The 24,991-nt window shown below is 74.4% G+C and carries 20 protein-coding genes and 1 tRNA gene; 6 read left to right on the top strand and 15 right to left on the bottom strand.

The genetic code is table 11. From position 1 onward, the window contains the following. Nucleotides 1–256 precede the first annotated feature (256 nt). The 5 genes from ACIQCH_RS18610 (at nt 257) to ACIQCH_RS18590 (ending at nt 5,297) form a co-directional block, all read left to right on the top strand. A complete protein-coding gene (locus tag ACIQCH_RS18610) occupies nt 257–1,480 on the top strand; it encodes an ABC transporter ATP-binding protein (protein WP_402582163.1) in 1,224 nt (407 codons plus the stop codon). After that, nucleotides 1,477–2,700, top strand: coding sequence for an ABC transporter permease subunit (locus ACIQCH_RS18605; protein ID WP_402582088.1), 1,224 nt, complete (start codon nt 1,477–1,479; stop codon nt 2,698–2,700). The genes ACIQCH_RS18610 and ACIQCH_RS18605 overlap by 4 nt, the downstream gene beginning before the upstream one ends. Nucleotides 2,701–2,750: 50 nt before the next feature. Continuing rightward, nucleotides 2,751–3,365, top strand: coding sequence for an ArsR/SmtB family transcription factor (locus ACIQCH_RS18600; RefSeq protein ID WP_402582087.1), 615 nt, complete (start codon nt 2,751–2,753; stop codon nt 3,363–3,365). Nucleotides 3,366–3,693: 328 nt separating this feature from the next. Further along, nucleotides 3,694–3,921, top strand: coding sequence for a hypothetical protein (locus ACIQCH_RS18595; RefSeq protein ID WP_402582085.1), 228 nt, complete (start codon nt 3,694–3,696; stop codon nt 3,919–3,921). A gap of 92 nt (nt 3,922–4,013) precedes the next feature. Then, the gene (locus ACIQCH_RS18590) at nt 4,014–5,297 is read left to right on the top strand and encodes an MFS transporter (protein WP_402582161.1); all 1,284 of its coding nucleotides are present in this window, start codon (nt 4,014–4,016) and stop codon (nt 5,295–5,297) included. On the opposite strand, the gene ACIQCH_RS18585 is transcribed toward ACIQCH_RS18590, so the two are convergent. The 6 genes from ACIQCH_RS18585 to ACIQCH_RS18560 all read right to left on the bottom strand — a co-directional run bounded on the left by ACIQCH_RS18585 (nt 5,266) and on the right by ACIQCH_RS18560 (nt 11,485). Then, nucleotides 5,266–6,063, bottom strand: coding sequence for a PDZ domain-containing protein (locus tag ACIQCH_RS18585; protein WP_402582083.1), 798 nt, complete (start codon nt 6,061–6,063; stop codon nt 5,266–5,268). The genes ACIQCH_RS18590 and ACIQCH_RS18585 overlap by 32 nt on opposite strands. A gap of 57 nt (nt 6,064–6,120) precedes the next feature. Next, a complete protein-coding gene (locus tag ACIQCH_RS18580) occupies nt 6,121–6,762 on the bottom strand; it encodes an IclR family transcriptional regulator (protein WP_402582081.1) in 642 nt (213 codons plus the stop codon). Between the two features lie 404 nt (nt 6,763–7,166). After that, nucleotides 7,167–8,954 carry a DEAD/DEAH box helicase gene (locus ACIQCH_RS18575; protein ID WP_402582079.1) on the bottom strand — a complete coding sequence of 596 codons (1,788 nt, stop codon included), beginning with the start codon at nt 8,952–8,954 and terminating at the stop codon, nt 7,167–7,169. 328 nt (nt 8,955–9,282) lie between these two features. After that, complete coding sequence (locus ACIQCH_RS18570; protein ID WP_402582077.1) at nt 9,283–9,666, bottom strand: type II toxin-antitoxin system death-on-curing family toxin; 384 nt, start codon at nt 9,664–9,666, stop codon at nt 9,283–9,285. Further along, entirely contained in the window at nt 9,667–9,864 is a 198-nt protein-coding gene (locus tag ACIQCH_RS18565; RefSeq protein WP_402582076.1) for an Arc family DNA-binding protein, read from the bottom strand. A gap of 55 nt (nt 9,865–9,919) precedes the next feature. Further along, complete coding sequence (locus ACIQCH_RS18560; protein ID WP_402582074.1) at nt 9,920–11,485, bottom strand: MFS transporter; 1,566 nt, start codon at nt 11,483–11,485, stop codon at nt 9,920–9,922. A gap of 297 nt (nt 11,486–11,782) precedes the next feature. On the opposite strand from ACIQCH_RS18560, the gene ACIQCH_RS18555 reads away from it, so the two are divergent. Further along, nucleotides 11,783–11,854 (top strand) — tRNA-Cys (locus ACIQCH_RS18555). An 87-nt stretch (nt 11,855–11,941) separates the two neighbouring features. Here the strand turns inward: ACIQCH_RS18555 and ACIQCH_RS18550 are convergent. From ACIQCH_RS18550 to ACIQCH_RS18510, 9 genes are all read right to left on the bottom strand, one after another. Next, nucleotides 11,942–12,628, bottom strand: coding sequence for a hypothetical protein (locus ACIQCH_RS18550; protein WP_402582073.1), 687 nt, complete (start codon nt 12,626–12,628; stop codon nt 11,942–11,944). Nucleotides 12,629–12,649: 21 nt separating this feature from the next. After that, the gene (locus tag ACIQCH_RS18545; protein WP_402582071.1) at nt 12,650–14,941 is read right to left on the bottom strand and encodes a hypothetical protein; all 2,292 of its coding nucleotides are present in this window, start codon (nt 14,939–14,941) and stop codon (nt 12,650–12,652) included. Between the two features lie 13 nt (nt 14,942–14,954). Then, complete coding sequence (locus ACIQCH_RS18540; protein WP_402582069.1) at nt 14,955–15,356, bottom strand: hypothetical protein; 402 nt, start codon at nt 15,354–15,356, stop codon at nt 14,955–14,957. A gap of 90 nt (nt 15,357–15,446) precedes the next feature. Continuing rightward, nucleotides 15,447–16,505, bottom strand: a complete 1,059-nt coding sequence (mycP, locus tag ACIQCH_RS18535) for a type VII secretion-associated serine protease mycosin (protein WP_402582067.1) — start codon at nt 16,503–16,505, stop codon at nt 15,447–15,449. A 130-nt stretch (nt 16,506–16,635) separates the two neighbouring features. After that, a complete protein-coding gene (locus tag ACIQCH_RS18530; RefSeq protein WP_402582065.1) occupies nt 16,636–18,078 on the bottom strand; it encodes a hypothetical protein in 1,443 nt (480 codons plus the stop codon). Continuing rightward, nucleotides 18,078–18,662, bottom strand: a complete 585-nt coding sequence (locus ACIQCH_RS18525) for a hypothetical protein (RefSeq protein WP_402582063.1) — start codon at nt 18,660–18,662, stop codon at nt 18,078–18,080. The genes ACIQCH_RS18530 and ACIQCH_RS18525 overlap by 1 nt, the downstream gene beginning before the upstream one ends. Before the next feature lie 187 nt (nt 18,663–18,849). After that, complete coding sequence (locus ACIQCH_RS18520; protein WP_402582062.1) at nt 18,850–21,183, bottom strand: xanthine dehydrogenase family protein molybdopterin-binding subunit; 2,334 nt, start codon at nt 21,181–21,183, stop codon at nt 18,850–18,852. Next, nucleotides 21,180–23,861, bottom strand: coding sequence for a 2Fe-2S iron-sulfur cluster-binding protein (locus ACIQCH_RS18515; protein ID WP_402582060.1), 2,682 nt, complete (start codon nt 23,859–23,861; stop codon nt 21,180–21,182). The genes ACIQCH_RS18520 and ACIQCH_RS18515 overlap by 4 nt, the downstream gene beginning before the upstream one ends. Then, nucleotides 23,858–24,736 (bottom strand): FAD binding domain-containing protein, encoded by an 879-nt coding sequence (locus ACIQCH_RS18510; protein ID WP_402582058.1) that lies wholly within the window; start codon nt 24,734–24,736, stop codon nt 23,858–23,860. The genes ACIQCH_RS18515 and ACIQCH_RS18510 overlap by 4 nt, the downstream gene beginning before the upstream one ends. Nucleotides 24,737–24,991: the final 255 nt, after the last annotated feature.

Here is a 24,991-nt window from a genome sequence, read left to right as displayed (position 1 = left end):
CCCCTCCCCCTCCACCACCCCCGAAGCCGACGCCGGCACCGCCCCCCGGGCCTCCGTCCACCGGCCGCTCCCCTCGGTCTTCGACCCGGAGCCCGAGCCACCGCGGCCACCCGGCGGACCCGACCCCAGGGCCGGAAGAAACGATCCGGCACCGCGTCTCCCCCTCTCCGCCCACACCTCCACCCACACCTCCACCCACACCTCCGTCCAGGCCGCCGCCCCCGCCGCCGCCCCCGCCCCCGGGAGCCGCCCGGGCCTGCCGATCCGGCTGGAGGGGCTGACCAAGCGGTTCCCCGGCGCCGACGCGCCCGCCGTCGAGGACGTCACCATGGACATCCGGCCCGGCGAGACCGTGGCACTGGTGGGACCGTCCGGCTGCGGGAAGTCCACCACCCTCCGGATGATCAACCGCCTGGTGGAGCCCAGCGCCGGCCGCGTCCGGATCGGCGAGCGGGACGTGCTCGGCATGTCGCCGGTCAAGCTGCGCCGCCGCATCGGGTACGTGGACGCCGCCGTGGGCCTGTTCCCGCACATGACGGTCGGCGAGAACGTCGCCCTGGTGCCGCGCATGTCCGGCTGGTCCGGCGCGCGGGTGCGCGACCGGGTCGAGGAGGTGCTCGACCTGGTCGGCCTGGACCCGCACGCGTTCCACGACCGCCGGCCCGACCGGCTCACGGCCGGGCAGCGGCACCGGGCCGGCCTGGCCCGGGCGCTGGCCGCCGATCCCCCGGTCCTGCTGCTGGACGAACCGTTCCGCGGGGTGGACCCGATCACCAGGGACCACCTCCAGGACGAGCTGATCCGCATCCAGCGGGAGCTGCGCAAGACGATCGTCCTGGTCACCCACGACTTCGACGAGGCGGTCAAGCTGGGCGACCGGATCGCGGTGCTGCGCGAGCGCTCGCAGATCGCCCAGTTCGACACCCCCGAGGCGCTGCTGACCGATCCGGCCGACGACTTCGTCTCCGGGTTCGCGGGTGCGGGTGCGGCGCTGAAACGGCTGGGGCTGACGCGCGTACGGGACGTGGAGGTGGCCGCCTTCCCGACGGCGACCGTGGACGACCCGCTGCAGGAGATCTTCAACAAGCTGCGGCTGGGCCCGCACAACGAGCTGCTCATGCTCGACGGACGGGGCCGTCCGTACAAGTGGCTCCGGCGCGCGGACCTGATGCGGGCCAAGGGCTCGCTGGCCCGGGCCGGCCAGCTGGTGCACGACACCGTGACGCGCGACGCGACCCTGCACGACGCGCTGGAGGCCGCGCTGACCGACAGCGGCGGCCGGGTGGCGGTGACCGGGCGGCGCGGCGAGTACGTCGGCGTCGTCGACCTGGAGACCCTGCTGGACTCGGTGCGGGAGCTGCTCGCCGCCGACCGGGCGGCCGCGCGCCGGCAGGCCGCGGACGAGCGGGCCGCGGGTGGGCAGGCGGCGGCCGAGACGGCCGCCGCCCTGGCGGCCGCCGAGGGGGTGGGTGCCGCATGACCACGCCCGCGCACGGGGCCGGTCCCCGGCCGCCCGAACGGCCGCCCGGCGAGCACGAGGTGAAGGGCCTGGCGTTCCTCGACGCGGACCGGCCCGAGCTGGCCGCACCCGCCGGCGCCGGCGCCCCCGCCGAGCCGGAGGCCGCGCCCGCACCCCCGCCGCCGGCCGCGGCCGGCGGCGGGTCGGTGCGGCGGACCGTACTGCCGTCGCTGCTGCTGGCCGGTGCGGTCGTGGCGGCGTACCTGTGGAGCACGTGGACCGGGCCGGACCCGGTCGCCGGGCCCGCGCTGGCCGACCCGGCCCTCGTCGGGCCGGCGCTGACCGACCCGGGCCTGACCGACCCGGGCCTGACCGCCCCCGGCCCGGCCGATCCGGGCTCGGCCGACCCGGGCTCCGTCGACCCCGCGGCGACCGGTCCGGCCGGCGCGGCCGGCGCCGCGCTCGGCGATCCCGCGCTGACCGGCGGGGCCGTGCGGCTGCTGCTGTGGGACCACCTGCGGCTGACCGCGGCCGCCGCCTGCTGGGCGCTGTTGCTCGGCGTCCCCCTCGGCATCGCGCTCTCCCGCAGGGCGCTGCGGCCGGCCGTGCCGGTGGTGGCGCGGCTGGCCGTGATCGGGCGGGCGGTTCCGGCCATCGGGCTGCTGGCGCTGCTGGTGGTCGCGGCCGGGCCCGGTCCGGCGACCGCGGTCGCCGCGATGGCCGCGTACGGGGCCCTGCCGGTGGTCGCGCGGACCGCGCGCGGGCTGCGCGCGGTGGATCCCGCCCTGGTACGGGCCGCCCGTGCGCTCGGGATGTCGGGGCCCGCGACGCTGCGGCGGGTGGAACTGCCGCTGGCGGCCCCCGCGGTGCTCTCAGGAGTGCGCCAGACCCTGGTGATGTGCGCGGGCGCGGCGGCGCTGGCGGTCTTCGCCGGGGGCGGCGGGCTCGGCGCGCTGATCGTCGCGGGGCTGCGGACCGGGCGGGCTCCGGTGCTGGTGCTCGGGGCCGTGCTCGCGGTGGCGGTGGCGCTGCTGGCGGACTGGCTGGGCGTACTGGTGGCCGCGGTACTCACACCGCGGGGTGCCGCGGGCCGGGCCGCCGCGGGTCGCCCGGATCCGGGCCGCGGGGTCCCGGACCGCACCACCGAGGCCCGCACGGAGGCCCTGACCAGGGCGGACGCCGCGGTCCCGGCCGTGGCCGGCGGGCTCGTGGCACCCGGGGGAGGCGATGCAAAGAAGTAGTTGCAAAGAAACCCTTGCACAGGAGTCTTTGCAACACCTAGGGTGAGGCCATGCCCGAGAACACCGAAGGCCCGCAGCCCGAGGCCGACGAGACCGCCCAGCCCGAGCGGAGCATCCAGGACCTCGACGCCCGGACCCTTCGCGGGCTGGCCCACCCCTTGCGCATGCACCTGCTGAAGGAACTGCGCCTGCACGGCCCCGCCACGGCCTCCCAACTGGCCGAGCGGCTCGGCGAGTCCAGCGGCGCCACCAGTTACCACCTGCGCCAGCTCGCCACGTACGGGTTCGTCGAGGACGCCCCCGGGCACGGCAAGGGGCGCGAGCGCTGGTGGCGTCCGAGCCACGACGGGATCCGGCTGCCCGACGACGTGGCCACCGACCCCAACCCCGAAGTGCGCGGTGCGGTCGACCTGTTCCGACACGAGGTCGCCACCAACCACGCCCAGGAGACCAGCACCTGGATCGGCAACCTGCACCGCGAGCCGGCCGAATGGCAACTCGCCTCGGACCTCAGCGACTTCAAGCTGAACCTGACGGCCGAGAAGACCGCGCGGCTGGTGCGCGAACTGCACGACCTGATCGAGTCCTACCACGCACACGAGGGCGGGGACGGCAGCCGCAACGTGCGCTTCCACGTCCACGCCCTGCCGCGCACCGGCGACTGACGGCGGCGGGGGAACGCGGGCCGCCACCCACCGAGCGGCCCGCGGCCCCCGCCCCACCCCACCCCCACCCAGCCTCCTCTTCCTCCACCGGCTCACGGGCGCAGCCGAGTCCGCCGGGCCGCCTTCGGCCCGCCGGCCTCCGGCCCTCCGCCCGGCACGGCGCGGCACCGCGCGCCGCCGGCACGCACGCGACACCCGCACACGCACGCGACACCCGCCACGCACACGCGACGCCCCCCTGTGCCCCGCGGCCCCCGCGTCACCCCGATACCCCTGCGCGCCCCGACGCCTCGACGTCCCCGCGCGCCCCCACAGAAGGAATCTTGTCATGCACACCTTCACCGAGGCCCACCTCCACACCCACCTGACCCGTTCCGCCGAGCTCCGCTCCGCCGCCCGCGACTGGCACCTGGCCCGCGAGGCCCGCACCGCGTGCGCCGGCCTCCCCCGCGCCGCGGCCGCGGCCGACGCCTCCCCCGCGCACCGCCTGCGCCACCGCCTGGGCATGGCACTGGTCCACGCCGGCAGCCGCCTCGTCGACCCGGCCGCCGCGTGAGCGCCCGGCTGCCGGGCACCCGCCGCACGAGTGCCCGTGACTCCCCCGCCGCAGCCCGCGCCCGGGCCGCCCGCCGCCCCCTCACCGCCGTTCTGGTCGCCAACACCGTCTCCATCGCGGGAAGTTCGCTCACGCTGATCGGCGTGCCCTGGTTCGTGCTGCAGACGACCGGAAGCGCCGGCCGGGCCGGGGTCGTCGCCTTCTGCGCGACCCTGCCCGTGGTCGTCGCCGCCCTCGTCGGCGGCCCGGTCATCGACCGGATCGGCCGCCGCCGCGTCTCCGTCGCCTCCGACCTGGTCTGCGGCCTCGCCGTCGGCGCGATCCCGCTGCTGCACTACGCGGGCGTACTGGAGTTCTGGATGCTGTGCGCCCTGATGGCACTCGGCGGACTGGTCCACACCCCGGGCCTGACCGCCCGCGGCGTCCTCCTGCCCAGCCTCGCGCAGCACGCCGGCACCACCGTCACCCGGGCCGCGAGCCTGTACGACGGGGTCTCGCGCGGCGCCCGGATGCTCGGCGCCGCCCTGGCGGGCGTCCTCATCGCGCTGGTCGGGGCGGAGTCCGTGCTGCTGCTCGACGGCGCCTCCTTCCTCGTCTCCGCGGCCCTGGTCTGGGCCGGGGTCCGCGGAGTCGCGGCGGCCGAGCCGGTCCGCGACGGCGCCCCCGTCTCCCTGGCCTCGTACCGCACGGACCTGCGCGAGGGCTACGCCTTCCTGCTGCGCACCCGGTTGCTGCTGGCCGTCACCGTCATGGTGATGATCACCAACGGGCTGGACCAGGCCTGGAGTTCGGTGCTCCTGCCCGTGCACGCCCGCGACGAGCTGGGCGGATCCGCCCAGCTGGGCCTGCTGGTCTCGCTCTTCGGCGGCTTCGCGCTGCTCGGTGCGCTCCTGTACGGCGCGTACGGCGAGCGGCTGCCGCGCCGGGCGGTGTTCGCGACCGCGTTCCTGATCAGCGGCCCGACCCGGTGGCTGGTCGCGGCGACCACCGGTACGACGCTGCCGCTGGCCGTGACGATGGCCCTGGGCGGACTCGCGGCCGGGGTGCTCAACCCCGTCCTGACCACGGTGCTCTTCGAGCGGGTCCCGGAGGAGCTGCGCAGCCGGGTCGCGGGGGTCACCACCGCGGGCTGCGAGCTGACCATGCCGCTGGGCGGACTCGCGGCGGGCCTGCTGGTCGACCGCGTCGGCGTCACGGGGGCGCTGCTCGCCCTCGGCTCCGTCTACCTGCTGGCGACGCTGGCGCCGCTGGTCTTCCCGGCGTGGCGGACGATGGGCCCGGAGCACGCGACGGTACCGGCCGCGGCCCGTGCGGGCGGCCCGGGGACCGGCCCGGAGGCCGACGTCAGCACGCCGGTACCTGCCCGCCCTTCTTGAGCTGCCGCAGCGAGTCCACGGCGTCCGAGAGCTTCGTGACCGGGACCAGCCGGAGCCCGGCCGGCAGGTCGGACTTCGCGTCCGAGCACTCGGCCTTCGGCACGAGGAACACCGTGGCCCCGTCGCGGCGCGCGGCCTGGGTCTTCAGCGCCACCCCGCCCACCGCGCCGACCTCGCCGGTGTCGGAGATGGTCCCGGTGCCCGCGATCTTCCGGCCGCCGGTGAGGTCGCCGCCGGCCCCGTCGCCGTCGAGCTTGTCGACGATGCCGAGGGAGAACAGGAGGCCGGCGCTCGGGCCGCCGACGTCGGCGAGCTCGAGGTCGACCTTCACCTTCTTCGGGTCCTCGTGCAGGTAGCCGAGGGCGGCGGTGGCCGCGCTGGACTGGGACTGCCGCATCTGCTCCAGGTTGTGCTGCTCGATCTGCTCGTCGTTCTTGCCCGACGGGTAGACCGCCTCCTTGGGCAGCACGGCCCGGTCCGTGCGGAACCAGCTGTCGACCACGTCGCCGAGGCCCACCTCCGCCGACGGCCCGGTGGCCACGATGGTGGTCATCCGCAGCTGCCCGGAGGTGTCGCGGGTGGGGGCGCCGGTGATCGTGATGACCGGCTTGCCCTTCTGGGAGCCGAGGACGTCCGCCGTCATGCCGGGGCGCGCGAGCGCGAAGGGCAGGGGGGCGAGGGCCACGACGGCGAACAGCGCGACCACGGGGGCGGCGCAGATCGCGAGCGCGGCGGGACGGGGCAGACGTGTGAGGCGAGAGAGCACCCGGCCAATCTACTGGCCGGGTGCCCGGAGCGCGGCAGTCGCCTCGTACGGTCGGGCTCAGCGCAGGGCGTCGGCGACCTCGCGGGCCGCGTCGACCACGCGGGGCCCCACCCGCTCGGGGATGGTGTCGGCGAGCATCACGACCCCGACGCTGCCCTCCAGGCCGGTGATGCCGACCAGCGGCGCCGCGGCCCCGGACGCCCCGGCTTCGAGCTCGCCGTGGGTGAGGGTGTACCCGGGGTCGGCCAGGCCGCTCTGGCGGGCGGAGAGGATGGCCCGGCCGGCGGCCCCGCGGTCGAGCGCGTGGCGGAAGCCGGCCCGGTAGGCCACGTGGTAGTCGGTCCAGGTCGGTTCGACGACGGCGACCGCGAGGGCCTCCGTGCCGTCGACGAGGGTCAGGTGCGCGGTGGCGCCTATGTCCTCGGCGAGCGAGCGCAGGGCGGGCAGGGCCGCCTCGCGGACGAGCGGGTGGACCTGGCGGCCCAGCCGCAGGACCCCCAGGCCGACGCGGGCCCGGCCGCCGATGTCCCGGCGGACGAGGGCGTGCTGTTCCAGCGTGGCGAGGAGTCGGTAGACGACCGTGCGGTTGACGCCGAGCCGGTTGGAGAGCTCGGTGACCGTCAGACCGTGGTCGGTGTCGGCAAGCAGCTTGAGGACGCGCAGCCCTCGGTCGAGCGTCTGGGAGGTTTCCGCGGTCACGACGCCTCTCCCTCTGTGGTGAGCGGCGGTGATCTCTCATCGGGCGGTAGCGCTGCCGGTCCCATCGGCGACGCACGGAGAGGCCGCCGGTAAAGGCTTTGAGCACCGGCTGCGCTCCGCGGCGGCGCTGCCACGGGGCGTTTCGTTGCGGGGAATGTAGCGACCGGGTCCCGCTGAGCGGAAGCCCTCGTCCAGAATCCGGGCGGTAGCAAGCAATTTGCGCCGTTTCAGGACCGAGGCCGGCAACACCGAGGACTTTATACGGCGCCGATCGGGCTAATGGATTAATTACCGTCAAGTACGACACCGACCACCCATGGGAAAAGGGGCGGGGCCCGTGCGTTCCTCCGCACGGGCCCCGCCCCTTCTTCGTACGAATATCTACGACATATGGGCACACGCCCTCAGCGCATTCGCGTGGCCCATTCCTGGACCTTCTTGATGCGCTCGCGCAGCTGCCCGGCCGTCGCCTCCGCGCTCGGCGGGCCGCCGCACACCCGGCGCAGCTCGGTGTGGATCACCCCGTGCGGCTTGCCGCTCTGGTGGACGTACGCGCCGACCATGGTGTTGAGGGACTTGCGCAGCTCCAGCAGCTCCTTGTGCGAGACCACGGGGCGGCGCTCGGCCGGCAGCTCGAGCAGGTCGGCCTCGGTGTCGGGCTTGCGGCGGCTGTGCGCGATCTGGCGGGCCTGCCGCTTCTGGAGCAGCAGCTGCACCTGGTCGGGCTCGAGCAGGCCGGGGATGCCGAGGTAGTCCTGCTCCTCCTCGCTGCCCGGGTGGGCCTGCATGCCGAACTCGGCGCCGTCGTAGAGCACGCGGTCGAAGACGGCGTCGGACTCCAGCGCCTCGAAGGGCAGCATGTCCTGCTCGCCGGTGTCCTCGTCCTGCTGCTTGTTCGCCTCGTCCATCTCCTTCTCGGACTCGGCGTACGGGTCCTCGTCCTCGCCCTGCTTCTTGGGCTTGTCGAGGACGTGGTCGCGCTCGACCTCCATCTCGTTGGCGAATCCGAGGAGGTAGGGAATCGTCGGAAGGAACACGGACGCGGTCTCGCCGCGGCGCCTCGAACGTACGAAACGCCCGACCGCCTGCGCGAAGAACAACGGGGTGGAGATGGTGGTCGCGTACACCCCGACCGCGAGGCGGGGGACGTCGACGCCCTCGGACACCATGCGGACGGCGACCATCCACCGGTCGTCGTTTCCGCTGAATTCGTCAATGCGCTTCGACGCACCGACGTCGTCGGACAGCACGAGGGTGGCCTTGCTGCCGGTGATCTCGCGGATGAGCTTGGCGTACGCCCGGGCCGAGTCCTGGTCGGAGGCGATGACCAGGGCGCCGGCGTCCGGAATGCCCTTGCGGACCTCGGTGAGCCGCTGGTCGGCGGCGCGCAGCACGTTCGGCATCCAGTCGCCGCGCGGGTCGAGCGCGGTGCGCCAGGCCTGCGAGATCGCGTCCTTGGTCATCGGCTCGCCGAGTTTCGCGGCGATCTCGTCACCGGCCTTCGTGCGCCAGCGCATATTTCCGCTGTACGACAGAAAGATGACCGGACGAACCACCCCGTCGCCGAGAGCATTTCCGTAGCCGTAGGTGTAATCGGCGGAGGACCGCCGGATTCCGTCGTTCCCCTCCTCGTACGTCACGAAGGGAATGGGATTCGTGTCGGACCGGAAGGGCGTGCCGGTGAGCGCGAGGCGACGGGTCGCCGGGTCGAAGGCCTCCAGGCACGCCTCGCCCCAGGACTTCGAGTCACCGGCGTGGTGGATCTCGTCGAGGATGACGAGGGTCTTGCGCTGCTCGCAGCGGTTGCGGTGGAGCATCGGGCGCACGCCGACGCCGGCGTAGGTGACGGCGACCCCGTGGTACTCCTTGCTCAGCGGGCCGGCGGAGTACTCCGGGTCGAGCCGGATGCCTATCCGGGCGGCGGCCTCGGCCCACTGCTTCTTGAGGTGTTCGGTCGGGGCGACGACGGTCACCTGCTGCACGACGTGGTGGTGCAGCAGCCACGACGCGAGGGTCAGGGCGAAGGTGGTCTTGCCGGCGCCGGGCGTGGCGACCGCGAGGAAGTCGCGGGGCTGCGTCTGGATGTACCGGTCCAGCGCTCCCTGCTGCCAGGCGCGCAGCTTGCTGGCGGTGCCCCAGGGGGCACGGCCGGGGAAGGCGGGTGAGAGGTGGTGGGAGGCGGTAGTAGTCACGGTCTCCGGTTCGGGTCTCTCGGCTGTGGGCGTACGGCCGCCCCGGCGGGCCCGCGTCTGCGGGCGGTCGGACCCGGGTCGCGCGCGGTCGGCCGTACGGTCGGGCGGTCGGTCTCGGTCCGGGCGGTCGTACGTAGGACAACCGGGCCACCTTACCGGTGCCGCCCGCCCCGCCGGAGGCCGACGAGGCCGTGACCTCGCGCGGTGCGGCGAGCCTCACATTCCGACCCCGGGGTCGGATTCCGGTACCGGGCGGTTCCGACGGAGCGGGCACGGCGGTGCCCCGCACCGGGGGTGCGGGGCACCGGGTCAGGGCAGGCACGGCGGCTCACACGGCCTCGTGCAGCCCCCTGAGCCGACTGGCGATGATCACCACGTCCTCAAGATCGCCTGCCGCGACCTCGATGACCAGCTTGTACGCCTCGTCCTGATCCACCTCGACCATCTCGGTCCCGTTGAAGTCGAGGAAGACGACCGTGCACATCCACGCCATCCGCTTGTTGCCGTCCACCAGCGGGTGGTTCACGGCGAGCGACTGGAGCAGCGCCGCGGCCTTCTCGAACAGGTCCGTATAGGCCTCGACGCCGAACATCTGCGACTGCGGTCGGTGGACCGCCGAGCTGAGCAGCCCGAGATCGCGGACCTCGACGCGCTGTCCCCCCATGGCGAGGTCCGCCAGGTCCAGGGCCTCCTGGACCGTCAGGTACTTCATTCACTCCCCCAGGCGGCGCAGCAGGTCGGCGTGGCTCTTCGCGTACTTGGCCCCCAGGCGGCGGACCGTCTCGCGGTCGGCCTCCTGCTCCAGGTAGCGGTCGACGGCTGCGAGCACTATGGCGTGCATGCTTCTGCCCTCCTCCTCGGCGCGGTTCTTGAGAGCCTCGGTCTGGTCGTCGCGGAGACGCAGGTTCATCGCCATACCAAAACGGTACCAGCGGCGGTACCAAACTGGTACCGATGAGGCCCCGCTACGCCTGTACGGGTGACTCTGCCGGCGGGGTGATCCGGGCCGACACCCACACGCCCACGGCCGCGACCACCGCGATCGGGAGGAAGACCGCGGCGAAGGCCGCCGGGTGCGAGGCGCCGTCCGCGGAGGCCGCGTGGGCCGCGCCGACGGCGCCGCCGCCCAGCGCGGCGAAGGCCACGCCGCCGCCGGCGAGCAGCACGACGTTCGAGAGCGCGTCGGAGATCTGGAGGGCGGCCGAGTTGGTGCCCGCCTCCTCCGGCGCCGACAGCTTCAGCAGCAGCACGCTGCCCGCGGCGATGACCAGCCCCATCCCGAAGCAGCCCACGCTCCAGTACACCGGCAGCAGCCACACCGGCACCGCCTCGACCAACACGGTCGGCACGGCCGCGATCGACAGCGCCACCATCACCATCCCGCCGACCACGAGCCGCTCCCGGTACGGCTCGGCCCACGGCCGGGCCTGCACCCAGGAGCCCACCGCCCAGGTGAGGCCGGCGGGCGCGAGCGCGAAGCCGGCCATCGTGGGGCTCAGTCCGCGCTGCGTGACGAGCATGAGCGGGATGAAGCTCTCCGCCGCGATGAACGCCCCGCCCGCGACCCCGCGCAGCAGCACGACGGCGGGCAGGCCGCGGGCCGCCCGGTAGGTGCCGCGCGGCAGCAGCCCGTGCACGGACGGCACGAGCAGCGCGAGGCCGGCCAGCCCGGGCGCCAGCGACAGCCAGCGCAGGTCCTGGGCGGCGTACTGCAGCAGGCCGGCGCCCACCGAGATCCCGCAGGCGAGCCGGATCCGGCGCCGGTCGAAGGCGGCCGGCGGGGCCCCGGGGTCGGCGGGGCCGGAGGCGGTGCGGCGTATCGCGGGGAGCGCGATCAGCAGCGGGAAGACGACGAGGACGGGTATACCGACGAACACCCACCGCCAGCCGAGGTGCTCGGTGATGGTGCCGGCCGCCAGCGGGCCGATGATCGAGGGCACGACCCAGCTCGCGGCGAAGGCGGCCATCATCGCGGGGCGCAGCCGTTCGTCGTAGGCGCGGCTGACGACCACGTACAGCGCGACGATCACGAGCCCGCCGCCCAGGCCCTGGACGGCCCGGCCGAGCACGAACAGCCACATCGCCCCGGCGGTGCCGGAGAGCGCCAGGCCGGCGGCGAAGCCGGCGATGCCGACCGTGAGCGCGCGCAGCGGGCCCTGGCGGTCGCACCACTGGCCGGCCAGGACCATGCCGAAGAGGCTGGTGGTGAAGTAGGAGGAGAAGGCGAAGGCGTACAGCCCGACGCCGTCGAGGTCGCGGGCGGCGACCGGCATGGCGGTGCCGACGGCGGTGGCCTCGAAGGCGATGAGCAGGACGACGGTGACCATGCCGAGGGTGAGCAGCCGGTGGGCGGGCCCGAGCACACCGCCGGTGCCGGTGCCGGTGCCGGTGCCCGCGCCCGTGCCGCCGCTGCCGTGCCGCTCGCCGCGGGTGGTGGCGGCGGGGGCCGTCCCCTCGGCGGGGGCGGTGGCAGGGGCGGGCTGTGGTGGTGCGGCGGTGTCGGACACGGCCTTCGGCTCCAGGGCGGTCATCGCCCCAGAGTAAGGGGCGTGGCGGATTTTCGCCCCTGTCATTTCGCCCCGGCTTTCGGCGGATCCGCACTGGTCCTCGCGCCCTAGGCCGAAGGTCGGCGCGCGCCGCGACGCGTCGTCCGTGAACGCACGATGGCAGTCGCATTGCAGGCGGCCCGATTCCCTTCCGACCCCTTCCCCGGCCCCCGTACGGTCTTCCCATCGAGGAACCCCGAGGCCCGCACCGGACTCCCGGAGGGGCGAGGACCGACGCGAACCGTGGCGCCGGTCGCGGGCCGAGGGGCTCCCCGTTACCCCCGCCGTGTGCCCGAGTGGTTGAGGGAACCGCCTGCAAAGCGGTTTACGCCGGTTCGATTCCGGTCACGGCGTCTGCGCCGCTGGGGTCTGTCTGATCGGCGTGCGAGTCGGACGGCGTCCGGAACCCCGAGGATCCGGACGCCGCCCGCATGCCCCGCCTCACCCCACCGGCGCCGGCAACCCCGCCGCCGTCCCCGGCAGCCCCCCGTTCCCGGCACACCCGAGCTCCTTGGCCACGGCTACGGCGGCGGAGTGGGCGAGGGTGAGGTTGTCCTTGCGCGTGGCGGCCGGCTCGCCTCGCTCCCGCACCGAGTTCTGCACCTCGGAGCGCAGCCTCAGCGGATGCTCCACGGACGTTCCCAGGCGGCGGCTCTCGCAGTCGAAGTAGACCTTCGCGCCGTCTTCGGAGGCGCGGGCGACGACGCCGGGCGTGTACATCTCGTTGGGCTCGTCGGCGGGTGTCCCCGCAGGGGCCTTCCCGAGCGCGATGAAGGCGACCACGATGGTCGGAAACGCGGAGGAGGAACCGACGGGGCTGATCTCGCACCGGTCACCCGGAGCGTTCACCACGCCTTCCCCGGACCGGAATGCCGCCTCCATGGTGCGGGCGATCTCGCGCGCACCGTGGTCCTTCTTCACGGCCTCGGGGTCGAAGGCGGAGCTGTGCGTGAGGCGTTCCAAGGCCGAGGCGGCAGCCGTGTCGAGCAGGGTGCCGCCGCACACCCGGGCCGCCGGGATCTCCTGGACCCGACGTGTCGGGAGGTTCTGCGGTGTACCCGGCGAGGTACATCCGGCGGTCAGGACGCCGAGGACCAGCAACCCGGCCGTGATCGTCCGTATGCGCACCCGCGTTCCCTCCACGACGTCTCAGCTGGGCTCGGCCACCGGCGCATGCCCCTGTTGCGCGGCACGGTCGTTGCCGACCCCGTAACCGCCGCTCACAGCCTGCCGCAGCTCCACGCCCTGCACGCTGTCCCACCCGATGTGGTGGCGTTCGATGAAGTGCCTCATGGGCGCTTCGGCACTGTGCTCGCCCGCCCTGTAGATGACGCGGTGCTCGTCCTTGATCTGCGCCTCGATCTTCTCCTCGCTTTCGTCGACCGCGTGGTCCGACCAGTCCCCCACCACGTCTCCGAAGACCTGCTCCAGCGCCCCGCTCCCCGTCTCGACCGCGAGGGGTACCAGAACCGCGCCGGCCGCCGCCTCGGGAAGGAGGGCCGCACCGCCCGCTACCACTGCGGCGCCCCCGAACTCGACCCAGGCCGCGCGCTGCTCGTGCGCCCGCTCGAACTCCTTCTGCTTCTCGGCTCCGTCCTTCGCGACCTGGTCGGCACGCGACTGATCGAGCACGCCCTGCGCCTCCGAGCTGGTCATGAGGGCGGACCGGGCACGCCCGTGGTCGATGTGGCCGTCCGGGCCCACCTGCGCCTCGAGGACGCTGGTCGCGTACACGCGCTCGGCCGTGGAGACGGTGGCATAGGCGTCGGGGTGCTGGCCCAGCGCGCTCAGCAGGGCCCGCGTCTCCTCGCGGCTGAGCTCGACGTGGCCCGGCGTGCCCCGGGGGGCGTAAAGGCTGTCACCGCGGTGGTTGTTGAGGCCCCAGTTGACGTCGTCGATGTAGCCGGCCGTCATGTTGCCGAGGCTGTCGGCCAGAGCCTCGTGGTGCTTGAGGAGCTCGGCGTCGGCGCCGTACTTGAGGACCACCTGCTGCATCACCGCCGCCGAGTCGGCGTCGCGGACGAGCTTCGGGTGGGGGTCGTCCCAGGCGTGGCCGAGTGTGGCGGCCTCCAGGGCGTGGCCCAGGGCGTCGGTCGGGTAGCCGGCCGCCTTCTTGGCCTCGCCGATGAACTCCGTATCGGGGAACGCCTCGTACTTGGCGTTCCCGAAGAAGTCGATGTAGTTCGTCAGGCCCCTGCCCAGGTCGGCCCTGCCCGGGACCGGCGTGCCGTCGGGCGCGTAGGCGTGCGGCACGTCGGCGAAGAAGTGCTTGGCCGCGTCGGGGCTGTGGCCCAGGGCCTCCAGGAAGGAGGTCATCGGGTCGAAGCCGGAGCCGTTGACGCCGGAGGGGTTGAAGGGGTTGCGGGGGAAGGTCCCGAGGGGCTTGGTCTCGGCGAAGAGGTACGGGTTCTTCGCGTGCAGCTGCGCCGCGTGCTCCGCGATCGGGGTGAGGAAGCGCGCGTCGTAGTTCCCGTACCGCATGATCCCGCCCAGCAACTGGTAGCCGAACGCCCCGGTGCGGTCGTACGGTCCGAGCGTGATCCGCTCGGTGCCGAGCCGCCGCAGCTCCGTGCCGAAGCGCTCGGGCAGGTGGGGCCGGTGGTCCGGATCGGTGGCGGTCGCGAGGTTCAGGCCCAGGTTGCGCTGGAGCTCCTGTACGTCCCCCAGCCGCTCCTCGTCCAGGTCGGTGTAGTCGTACGTGTCCGTCGCCAGCTGCCCGAAGAGCTCCAGCGCCCGCCGCGGCCCGAGCGACTCGTAGAAGCGGGTGGCGAAGACGGCGGAGCCGCTGTTGTCGGCGAGCAGCTCGTTGAGCTGCTCGAGCTCGTCGTGGCTGAGCTCCCGCCCCTTCGACGCGAGGGCGGTGGCGCGGGCCGCCTCCTCGGCGTCCAGGCTGTCGTAGACGGGCCGGTGGAAGTCGTGCGCGTCGTCCCCGACGTTCGCGCGCAGGGCGCGGTCCATGGAACGGTCCGCGTCGTCGCAGGCGTCCAGGACCGCCGCGATGCGCGTGCTGAGGGCGGTGGCCGCCTTGTCCCGGGCCTTGACCAGCTCCCCGTCGTCGGGCCGCGTTCCCAGGGGGTCGGCGGTCCGGACCGCCCCGGTGGTGGTGTCGACGGTGAGGTGGTCGGCGGGCGCGTCCGTGGTGACGATGCGCTTCAGCTCGTCCTGGGCGTGCTTGAAGGCCTCGTAGCCGTCGGCCAGGACCGCCCCGATGCCCTTCGCCTCGGCCGCCGCGTCCTGTAACTCCTTCGCCGTCTTGGCGATGAAGGGCTTGGTCACGTCGGCGTTCACGCCGCGCCAGTCGGCCCGGTCCGCCTTCGCCAGCATGCCCGTCGCGGCCGCGTGGGCCAGCTCGTCGAGCCGGGCGGCCATGGTGTGCCAGTCCGTGACGGCGTCGTGGAGCGGGCCGAGGCGGAGGGCGTAGACGTCCGCGAAGGTCACCATGTCTCGTCCCCGGTCACGTCAGACATTCGTTGATCTTGGAGGTGGAGAAGGTGGCGGCGATGTCCGCCTCCTCCTTGGCATGGGTGGCGGCCGAGTAGTCCAGGTGGTTGGAGATCTGCGCGCACGCGTCGAGGAGGGTGCGCAGCTGCGTGTTCCACCGGTCGTGGACGGTGAGCAGGGCCGCTCCGCTGGAGAAGTCCGCGCCGGTGAGGGCGACGGACGCGTCGAAGGTGGCGGGGCGGGCGTGGTCGCCGTCCCGGGAGAGCCGCTGGTGCAGCCCGTAGGCCTCGCTGCCGATCGCCCCGAGTTCGTCGCCGTCGACCCTCAGGTCGGCGCGGGCGGCGACGCCCGGGCTGCCGCTTCCGGTCGCTGCCGCGGTTCTGCGCGCGGAGGACCATTCCTCTTCGAAGGACACCGTGCCGCTTCTCCTTCCCGTGACGGTCGGTTCTTCGGTTCCTCGGTTGGCCGGTTGGTCGACTGGTCGGCCGTGCGGGCTGGCGCGACGTCAGCGCCGGCGGCGCGCTCGGACGGTGAGTACGGTCACGCCTCCTGCGATGAGCACGGCGGCACCGATGCCGAGCGCCACGTACGGCTCGTTACCGCCCGACCCGTCGTCGATGACCCCCGGCCCGGCGACCGCCGGCGGCGCCCCCGAGGCGGCCGGGTCCGGCGAGGCGGACGCGGGCTTCTGCGCCGCCGCGAGGTCGGGGAGCGGGTACTCGTCGGCCGGCCCCGGGTCCCCGGGGTCGGTCAGCGCCACTCGGGGTCGTACGACGCCGTAGCCGATGTAGTCGTTGCGCTTCACGCCGTCGCGCGGCTTGCCGGCGGTGTTGAGCATGACGCGCAGGACCTGGTTGTTGGTCCAGGTGGGGTGAGCGGCCCAGATCAGCGCCGCGGAGGCGGAGGCGAGGGCCGTTGCGTCGCTCGTTCCCTTACGCTCGCAGATCTGGGATCCCCGGTCGCACCCCGAGACGATGCCATCGCCGGGTGCGGCGAGGTCAACCTGGGGGCCGTGCTGTGACCACTTGGGCGCATTGGCGTTGCGGTCGATCGCCGCCACTCCGACGACGCCAGGCGTGCCCGCCGGGTACTCGATCCAGTTCTCCTTGTCGCCCTCGTTCCCGACAGCAGCAAAGATGAGCTTCCCCTTGCCCAGGGCATAGCGCACGGCGTCGTCCAGCACGGGTGCGTGGTCGACGCCCGACATGGAGATGTTGAGGACCTTCGCCGAGGAATCAGCAGCGAACCGAATCGCTTCGGCGAACGGCTGGCCCGCCCCCTTGCCTCCGCCTCCCTGCGAAACCCTGAGGGGCAGGATCTTGGCACCCGGGGCCAGCCCGTGGACGCCGTCACTGCCATGGCCCCTTCCGGTGCCGGCGATCGTCGAGGCCATTCCGGTGCCGTGGTGGAGATAGTCGACGCGCTCGTCTCCCTTGGCCCTGGAGAAGTCCTTGCCCGGGAGCACCTGTCCCTCCAGCTCGGGCACGTACCCGACACCGCTGTCGATCACCGCGACGGTGATGCCTTCGCCCGTGCTGGTCTTCCAGATCTGCTCGGCCTGCATGGCATCGAGGTGCCACTGTTCAGAGCGAACCGACGCTGCGTGGGCAGGAGCCGCGGCGACTCCTGCGAGCAGCAGGCCTACCAGGGCAGAGGTACCTCTCCACATGCGCATCTCGTGCAGTCCGTTCCGCTCAGTCGATCACCGGCGGGACAACACGGCGGTTGCCCGGGAGCCAGGTCTCTTCGTCCTCGGCAAGGTAGTCGGGTCGGTTGCCTCGCCGCTCCTGCTGTGCCCCGGCCTGGGCATGTGAGGAGACCGGCCGCATGCCCTGCATGCCGCTCTGAGGGCCGCCGTTCTGGCCGCGCAAGAGACCCGACCCACCTTGCGTGAACGGGCGGCCGGTGGCCGAAGATCGACCCTGCTGACCGGGCCCGGTAGGAGAGTTGGGCACGCCTGACTGAGCCGCGCCACCAGCTCGGGAGTAGCCCGCCGGGGTGCGACCCACCTGGCCGGGTTCGCCGCCGATCACGGTGCCGCGCGGGATGCTCGCGGCCGGGCCCTTGCCCGCCGGGACCTGACGCCCACCGACGATCCCGGAATCCCGGCCCACCGGGGACGGCCCGCCGCCGACGCGCCCAGGCGCACCGGTCACGGGCGGGGCGGACGGCCGCACGCCGTTGGCCGGCGGGAAATGGCCACCGCCGGGACCCGGCCGGGTGTTGCTGGGAGGCATGAAAACGGGCGGGGTGGCAGGTGCAGGATGGTTCCCTCCGCTGCCCGGCCCGGATCCACCCGGAGGAGTGGCGTGAAGCGTGGGCGGATCGGCCCTCCCCGGAAGGGTGGCTGCCCTGTCGATGCCGACGTCGACACGATCATCAGGGACGGTAGAGCCGGGATGGGTGGGCGGGGGTGCGGGGTGGGTGGGCCCAGGCGCAGTCCCCGGGCCGGGGCTTACGGGCGCCACAGCACCGGGGGCGCCAGGTGAACTCCCGCTCCCGCCCGGACCGGGCGGGCCGTCGTGGACAGAGCCCGGCGCGGAGAGGCCACCACCACCGACGCCGCCCGGCCGCTGAATCTCCTGGAAGTCGCGACTATCGCGCGGCACGAACACCCCCGGCGGCGGCGGAAACGTAGGTGCCTCCGCCCGGTTCATCGCGAGGGACGAGGCCTCGTACGACTGCGCCAGCTTGTTCATCTGCTGGACCGCCTGCGCGTGGTCGCCGTCGAGCTTCGCGCGCGCGTCACGGGCGATCTGGGCCGAGTCCGGGTCGCGCGGGGCCGCGTGGGCGGCGTCGAGGTTGGCCTTCGCCCTGGCGTCGCGGCCGGGCATGTTGGCCTTGACCTCGACGATGGTCTGCGCGGCGTTGGTCATCCAGGTGCCGCCGGTCGCGCTGTACTCGCCGAGGCGGAGCGTCGCGTTGCCGGTGGCGTTGACCCACTCGCGGAACGCGTCGCCGCCCTCGCCCTCCCAGACCACCTTGGGGGCGTGGGCCTTGAGGTCCTCGCCGATCTCCTTGATGGTGCTGGCCGCCTCGGTGAGCTGCGCGCCCAGGTCCTTCGCGGTCGTCGCGTTCGCCGACTCCAGCATGTCCAGCAGGGCCTGGTGGGAGTAGCCCTCGAAGTTGGTCGCCATCAGAACGAGCCTCCCGCAGTGCTGCCGTTGTCGCCCGAACCGCCGTCGCCGACACCGCCGTTACCCGTGCCGCCGTTGCCGGTGCCGCCGGCACCGCCACCGCCGCCGCCCCGGGCCGTCGCCGGGTGGTCGACCGCCGGGTCGCGCGTGGGGTCGTAGTGCTTCTCGGCGTCCGCGTGCAGGCGCCGCATGCGCTGCTTGACGTCGTCGTCGACGTTCTCGTACCCGACCCGCGAGGACTCGACGGCGATGCTCAGCGCCTCGATCTGGCCCGCGAGTCCCTTGGAGAGCATGGCCAGTTGGGCGTGCACCGTGTGGTACGCCCCGTACAGCCCGTCCGCCTCGCCGAAGCCGGTGCCCAGGTGGCCGCTGGGCAGGCTGCCGTCGGCCATGCGCTTCGGCGCGGCCTGCGAGCCCTCCAGCTTGGTCAGCAACTCGTCGACGCGCGACTTGAACTTCTGCATCGACTCGACTTCGACCGTCAGCGCCTTGGCCTGCCCGGCCACCGCGCCCGCCATGCCGGCGGTGCCCGCGGCCAGCCCCGCGAACAGGCCGAAGCCCCCCGCCCCGTCGTCCAGTGCCACCCCTCGGCCCTCCCCGTGGTCCCCGTACCCGCCGGCCGGACGGGGCCTCACGGATCCGGTCCGGCTCGTTCCGGATTCGCATCCGTACGAGATCAAAGCGGGATCACTCTATCGAGCGCCTACGACAGGGCAAACTCCGGGTTGCACGTGCAACGGCACGCACCCCCGGTCAACCCTCCCCGTCCGCTCAGGAGTTGGGGGCCGCCACCGCCGCCTGCGGCCGGATCGGCAGCCGGTTCACCGGCCGCCCGGTCGCCGAGCGCACCGCCGCCGCCACCGCCGCCGGGGAGGTCACCACCGGCACCGCGCTGGCCGCCTTGGCGCCGAAGGGGGCGACCACGTCGCGCTCCTCCACCAGCTTGACGATCCGGATGTCCGGCGCGTCCAGGGCCGTCGGCAGCGCGTACCCCGTCAGGTCGGGGTGGCGCAGCAGCCCGCCCGCCGTGCGCAGGTTCTCGGTGAGGGCCGCGCCCAGGCCCTGCGTGACGCCGGCCTCGATGCGGGCCGCCAGCTGGCGCGGGTTGAGGATCCGGCCGACGTCCTGCGCGACGGCGAGCTCGACCACCCGCACCGCGCCCAGTTCGATGTCGACGTCCACCACCGCGCGGATCGCGCAGAAGGCGAGCCCGACGAACGCGTCGCCCTGACCCGCCTCGTCCAGCGGTTCGGTCGGGTGCGGCCGGCACTGGGCGGTGGCCCACAGCTCCTTGCCCGCCATCGCCTCGGCGACGGTGGTCGAGAAGGCCCCGTCGTAAGACGTGATCTTCCCGTCGGCGACCTGCAGGAGCTCCGTCGACATGCCCAGCTTGTGGGCCATGGGCTGGAGCAGTTGCGTCCGGACCATCTTCGCGGCCCGCTCCACCGCCCCGGCGGACACCCAGGTGTGCCGGCCGTGCGTGGTCGGCCCGGCGGGCGGCTGGTCGGTGTCGACCGGCGCCACCCGAACGTCCTCGATGCCCAGGACCTCCTGGACGACCTGGCGGGCGAGGGTGGTGAAGCCCTGGCCGGTCTCGACGGCCGCGCAGATCACGGTCGCGGCGCCGTCGTGGACCTTCACCGTGGCGGTGGAGACCTCGTCGGTGCCCTCCGCGCCGAGCATGTGCACCATGCCGAGGGCGTAGCCGACCCCGCGCCGGATGGCGCCGGGCTCGCCCGCGCCCTCCAGGCCGCCGGGCAGCAGCCATTCGTCCTCGGGCGTGTCCTTGGGCAGCCCGGGCAGCTCGAAGTCGCGCACCGCGCGCAGCAGTTCGGCCACCGGTGCCGGGCAGGTCACGGTCTGGCCGGTGGGCAGGAGGTCGCCGGTGGCCAGGACGTTGCGCATGCGCAGCTCGGCCGGGTCCAGGCCCAGCTTGGCGGCGAGCTTGTCCATCTGGCCCTCGTACGCCGCGCACACCTGCATCGCGCCTTCGCCGCGCACGTGGCCGGAGGGCGGGTTGTTGGTGCGGACCGCCCAGCCCTCGACGAAGGCGTGCGGCACGACGTACGGGCCGCAGGCGAAGGCGACGGCCGCGGCCAGGGACTCGGACGAGGCGTCCGCGTACGCACCCGTGTCCATCAGGATCTGCGCCTCGACCTTGACCAGCCGGCCCTCGGCGTCCGCGTGGTGGCGGTAGCGCAGCAGGGTGGGGTGGCGGTGGGAGTGGCCGAGGAAGGACTCCTCGCGGGTGGCGGCGAGTTTGACGGGGCAGCCGGTCCGCAGGGCCAGCAGGCCCAGCGGCAGGTGGAAGCCCGCGTCCTCGCGGTCGCCGGTGGCGCCGGGCACGCCGGTGACGACGATCCGGACCCGCTCGGGCTCCAGGCCGAAGCAGGCGGCGGCCTGGTCGCGGTCGGAGTGCGGGTCGGTGGAGGCGGTGTAGATCTCGACGCCGCCGTCGGGGCGGGGCACGGCGAGGCCGGCCTCGGCTCCGATGGGGGCGGGGTCCTGGCGGCCGATCCGGTAGAGGCCCTCGACGACGACCTCACCGGTCACGTCGGGGTCGCCGTACCGCAGCGGGATGTGGCGGACGAGGTTGCCGTCGGGGTGCAGCGGGGCGGCGCCGAACGCCTTCTCGGGGTCGGTGACGGGCTCCAGCAGCTCGTACTCGACGGCGATCGCGGCGGCGGCCAGGCGCGCGGTGTCGGGGTGGTCGGCCGCGATGGCGGCGATGGGCTCGCCGTGGTGGCGCACGACGTCGTGGGCGAAGACGGGCCGGTCGGTGATGCGGCGGCCGTGCGTGGCGCAGCCGGGTACGTCGGCGTGGGTGACGACCGCGCGGACGCCGGGCATCTCGACCGCGGCGGAGGTGTCGATCGACTTGATGCGGGCGTGCGCGTGCGGGGAGCGCAGCACGGCGGCCCACAGCAGGCCCTCGGCCCACAGGTCGGCGGCGTACGGGAAGGTGCCCTCGGTCTTGGCGCGGGTGTCGGCGGGCGCGAGGCTGGCGCCGATCCCGTACGCGGGCTCCGGCTCGGCGGGGCCGTCCGGACCGGCGGGGTGGCCGCCGGGGGTGGTGACGGTGGCGGTGGCCGCGTCGTTGCTCACGCCGTGCCTCCCGTGGACGTGCCGGTGCCCATGCCGGTGCCTCCGTTGCCGCCGTCGTGGTCGTACTGGCCGTCGTGGTCGTACCGGGCCTCGTGCCCGTACTGGCCCTCGTGCCCGTACTGGCCGTCCTGCCCGTACTGGCCGTCCTGCCCGTAGGGGCCGCCGTCGTGGCCGAGGTGGCGGTCGGGACGGACGCCGCCCGCGCCGGGGGGCGCCTGGTGCGGGACCCGGGCGTCGGGAGCGGGGTCGAAGACGCTCTCGGCGTACGGCGCCTCGTCGCCGTCGGCGGACTCGGCCCGCTCGGCGACGACCTCGCGGACCGCCTGGAGCACGCCCTGGTAGCCGGAGCACCGGCAGAGGTTGCCGCACAGCGCCTGGCGGGTCTCCAGCTCGGTGGGGGCGTGGTTGCCCTCCAGCAGGTCATGAATGGTCATGGCCATGCCGGGGATGCAGAAGCCGCACTGGACGCCCCCGGACCGGCACAGCGCCTGCTGCACGTCGGACTGCTGCCCGTCGCGGGCCAGGCCCTCGACGGTACGGACCTCGCTGCCGGCGGCGGTCGCGGCGGGCACGAGGCAGCTGGCGACGAGCCGGCCGTCGACCTGAACGGCGCAGGCGCCGCACTCGCCCTGCGAGCAGCCGTCCTTGGCACCGGCCAGGCCGAGCCGCTCGCGCAGCACGTAGAGCAGGGACTCGCCGATCCAGGCGCCGGTCACGGGGCGGTCGGCGCCGTTGACGCGCAGCACGTACGAGGTGTGCGGGCGCTCCTCGGCGAGCGTGGCCGGGACGGGTCCGGGGACCGGCTCGGAACCGTGCTCACCGGACGCCTCGGTCGCCTCCGGGCCCTGCGGGGGCTCCGCGGACCCGTCACCGGCCGACTCCTCGGCCGGCGCGTCGGGGGCGGGCTCGTGCCCGGGAACGGCGTCCCCGGGCCCGTCGGCGGGTGCGGTCGGCTCGGCGGTGTCGTGCCGTACGTCCTCGTGCGGGGCGGGTACGGGCCCGTCGCCGACGGGATCGGGCTCCGTGGCACCCGGACCTGCGCCCGGGCCGCGGCGCGCGGCGTGCCCGGTCGGGGGAACGTCCGCACCGTCGGGGCCCGCGGCGGCGAACCCTCCGGGACCGGGGTGGACTTCGGCGGCGGCGTGCTCGCGGCCGGAGGGGGCCTCGGCACCCTCGACGCCTTCACTGGGCACGTGCGCGTGCGGCGCCGCGCCCCCGTGGCCGTCGGCGGCGCCGGCGGCGGCCCGAAGGCCCCCGAGGGCCGCACCCGCGAGGGCGGCGCCCTCACCGAGGGTGTGCTCGGCGACCGCGGCCGCGAGCGGCAGGCCCTGGCCGAGGGAGTGCCCGAGCGCGTGGGCGTCGGCGAGACCCTCACCGATACCGATACCGGCACCGGCCGCGAGCGGCAGCCCCTGGCCCGGCGAATGATCCGCGGCCGCAGCCGCGAGGGGCAGTCCGTGGCCCGTCGAGTGGTCCGCGGCCGGAGCCGCGAGCGGCAGCCCCTGGCCCGACGAGTGGTCGACGGGTGCGCCCTGGCCCGTGGCGAAGCCGGAGGTGTCGAAGCCGGGCGAGGTGTCGCCCGGGGGAAGGGCCCACGAGGGAACGGGGATCCCGGCCCCGTCGGTGTGTCCGGAAGCCTCGGCGGGGACGCCGTGGCCGTGTCCGTACGCGTGCGCGTCGGCACCGCCCTCGCCCGCGAAACCGGACCCCGGCAGGTGCCCGTGGCCCGCGTCGGCACCCGCACCGGCCACGTACCCGTGGCCGTGGCCCGGCCCGTCACCGAAACCCGCACCCGACCCGGTCCCGTCACCAGGGGTGCCCGGCAGGTCTCCCGAAGCGGCCGGCGGGACCGTGCCCGGCTCCGCCGCGTCCGGATAGGGCAGTCGCACCGACGAGCCCGTGTAGTCGGCGGGCGGGGCGACGTATCCGCGGACGCCGTCGAAGGCCTTGCCCGCGCCCTCGGTCGGCTCCACGGCCGCCTCCGCCATCGCCTCCGGCGACGGGGTGGGCCACTGCTGGAGCTGCTCCGCCCAGGGAGCGGCGGCGCCGCCCGGCAGGGTGGCCGGGGCCTGCTGGGCCCACTCGGGGGCCAGCGTGGAGCGGGCGTACTCCCCCGACTCCTCGGGCAGGTCCCCCTGCGCGACCGGGATCGACCACTCGCCGGTCAGCGGGTGGGCCTGCGCACCCGCGTCCGGGACCTCGTGCCCGCCCGGGCCCGTGCCCGCGGCAACGCCCGGGCCTGCGGCAACGCCCGCGTGCGCACCCGCGTCGGCGGCCGGCACCTCCGGGAAGTGCCACTGCGCCGTGCCGCCGTGCGTACCGGGAGCCGCCTCCGGCCAGCCTCCGGAGAGGTCGGCGGCCGGGTCCGCGGCCGGGGGGTGGCCGACGGGGGCGGCGGCCACCGGGGCCTCCGTCGCGGCCTGCCAGTCCACCGGCACCGACCAGGTGCCCGTCGCCGTCGGGTCCGCGCTCACGCCGGACGGGCCCACCACCACGGGCGGGATCACCGGCGGCACGTACCCGTGGCCGGGCGCCTCCAGGGGCTCCCCGAACATCTCGTCGGGCAGCTTCACGAAGGCCGTCGCGTCCGCGTCGTAGTCGCCGCCCTGCGGCACGGGCTGCCAGCCCCAAGCCCCGGCGCCCTCGGACGTCGTGGTCACGTTGTCGTTCTCGCTCATGAGGTCAGCGCCCTCCCCAGTGCCCTTCGGGCCAGCACGGCCACCGTCCGCCGCAGGTGCAGCACCGCCGGTGAAGCGGGTTCCGGTGCGGGGTCCGGTACGCAGGCCATGGCGACGTACTCGCCGAAGGCCTCCAGCGCCTCGGGGGCGAGCCCCCGGTCCGCGTCCCAGTCGATCAGGCCCGCGACCCACCGCTCGGCCTCCAGCGGTCGCAGCGGCATCGGCGCCACCGCGCCGATCGCGCACCGCACCCCGCGCCGCGCCGGGTCCAGCACCAGCCCCACGGAGGCCACCGCGCGGCCCGGGCCGGTCCGGCCGGTGGCCTTCAGGAACACCTGGGGGGCGTGCAGCAGCGGCACCCGCACGAAGCCGATCAGCTCGCCGGCGCCGAGCATCTCGCGCCCCGCGAGCAGGTGCGAGACCGGGATCTCGCGCCGCGCGCCACCGGGCCCGGCGATGACCAGTACGGCCTCCAGCGCGGCCAGCACAGGCAGCGCGTCGCCCGTCGGGGCGGCGCTGGCGACGTTGCCGCCGAGAGTGCCGGCGTTGCGGATCTGCGGCGGGCCCGCGGCCCGGGCGGCGGCGGCCAGCGCCGGGATGAGCGCGGCGAAGTCGGGACGGCCCATGCGGGCGTGCGTGAGGCCGGCGCCGAGCAGTGCGTGGCCGTCCTGGTACTGCCAGCCGCGGATCTCGCTGATGCGGCCGAGGCCGACGAGCCCGGCGGGACGCAGCAGCCCGGAGTTGACGGCGGCCATCAGGTCGGTGCCGCCGGCGACCGGCACGGCGGCGGGCATGGCGGAGAGCGCCGCCACGGCCTCGTCGAGCGAGGTCGGCAGCGTCACGGACTGCGCGGCCTGCGGTGCGTGCGTGGTCAACCCAGCTGCCCCTTCCCGATGTCCCGGCGCTCACAGCTGTCCGCCGTACGGTACGTCTTCACAGCCGGGACGTGGCAACTCTGGCACATCTTCCGGACCGCGCGACGCGAGGGTGCGGCCGGGGGCCTTCGCCCGCGACCAGGCCCGACGTCCGGTTTGACCGGCCTTGGGTACAAGCTTCCGATAGCATCACGCAAGGGGTAGTTCGAGAACTCTCATATGACTTGCCGGTCTCAGACCCGACGGCCCGGAAGT

Source organism: Streptomyces sp. NPDC093225 (genome assembly GCF_044753805.1).
GTDB lineage: Bacteria > Actinomycetota > Actinomycetes > Streptomycetales > Streptomycetaceae > Streptomyces.
Note: the sequence above shows the minus strand (reverse complement) of the source record. Positions and strands in the feature narration are given on the sequence as shown.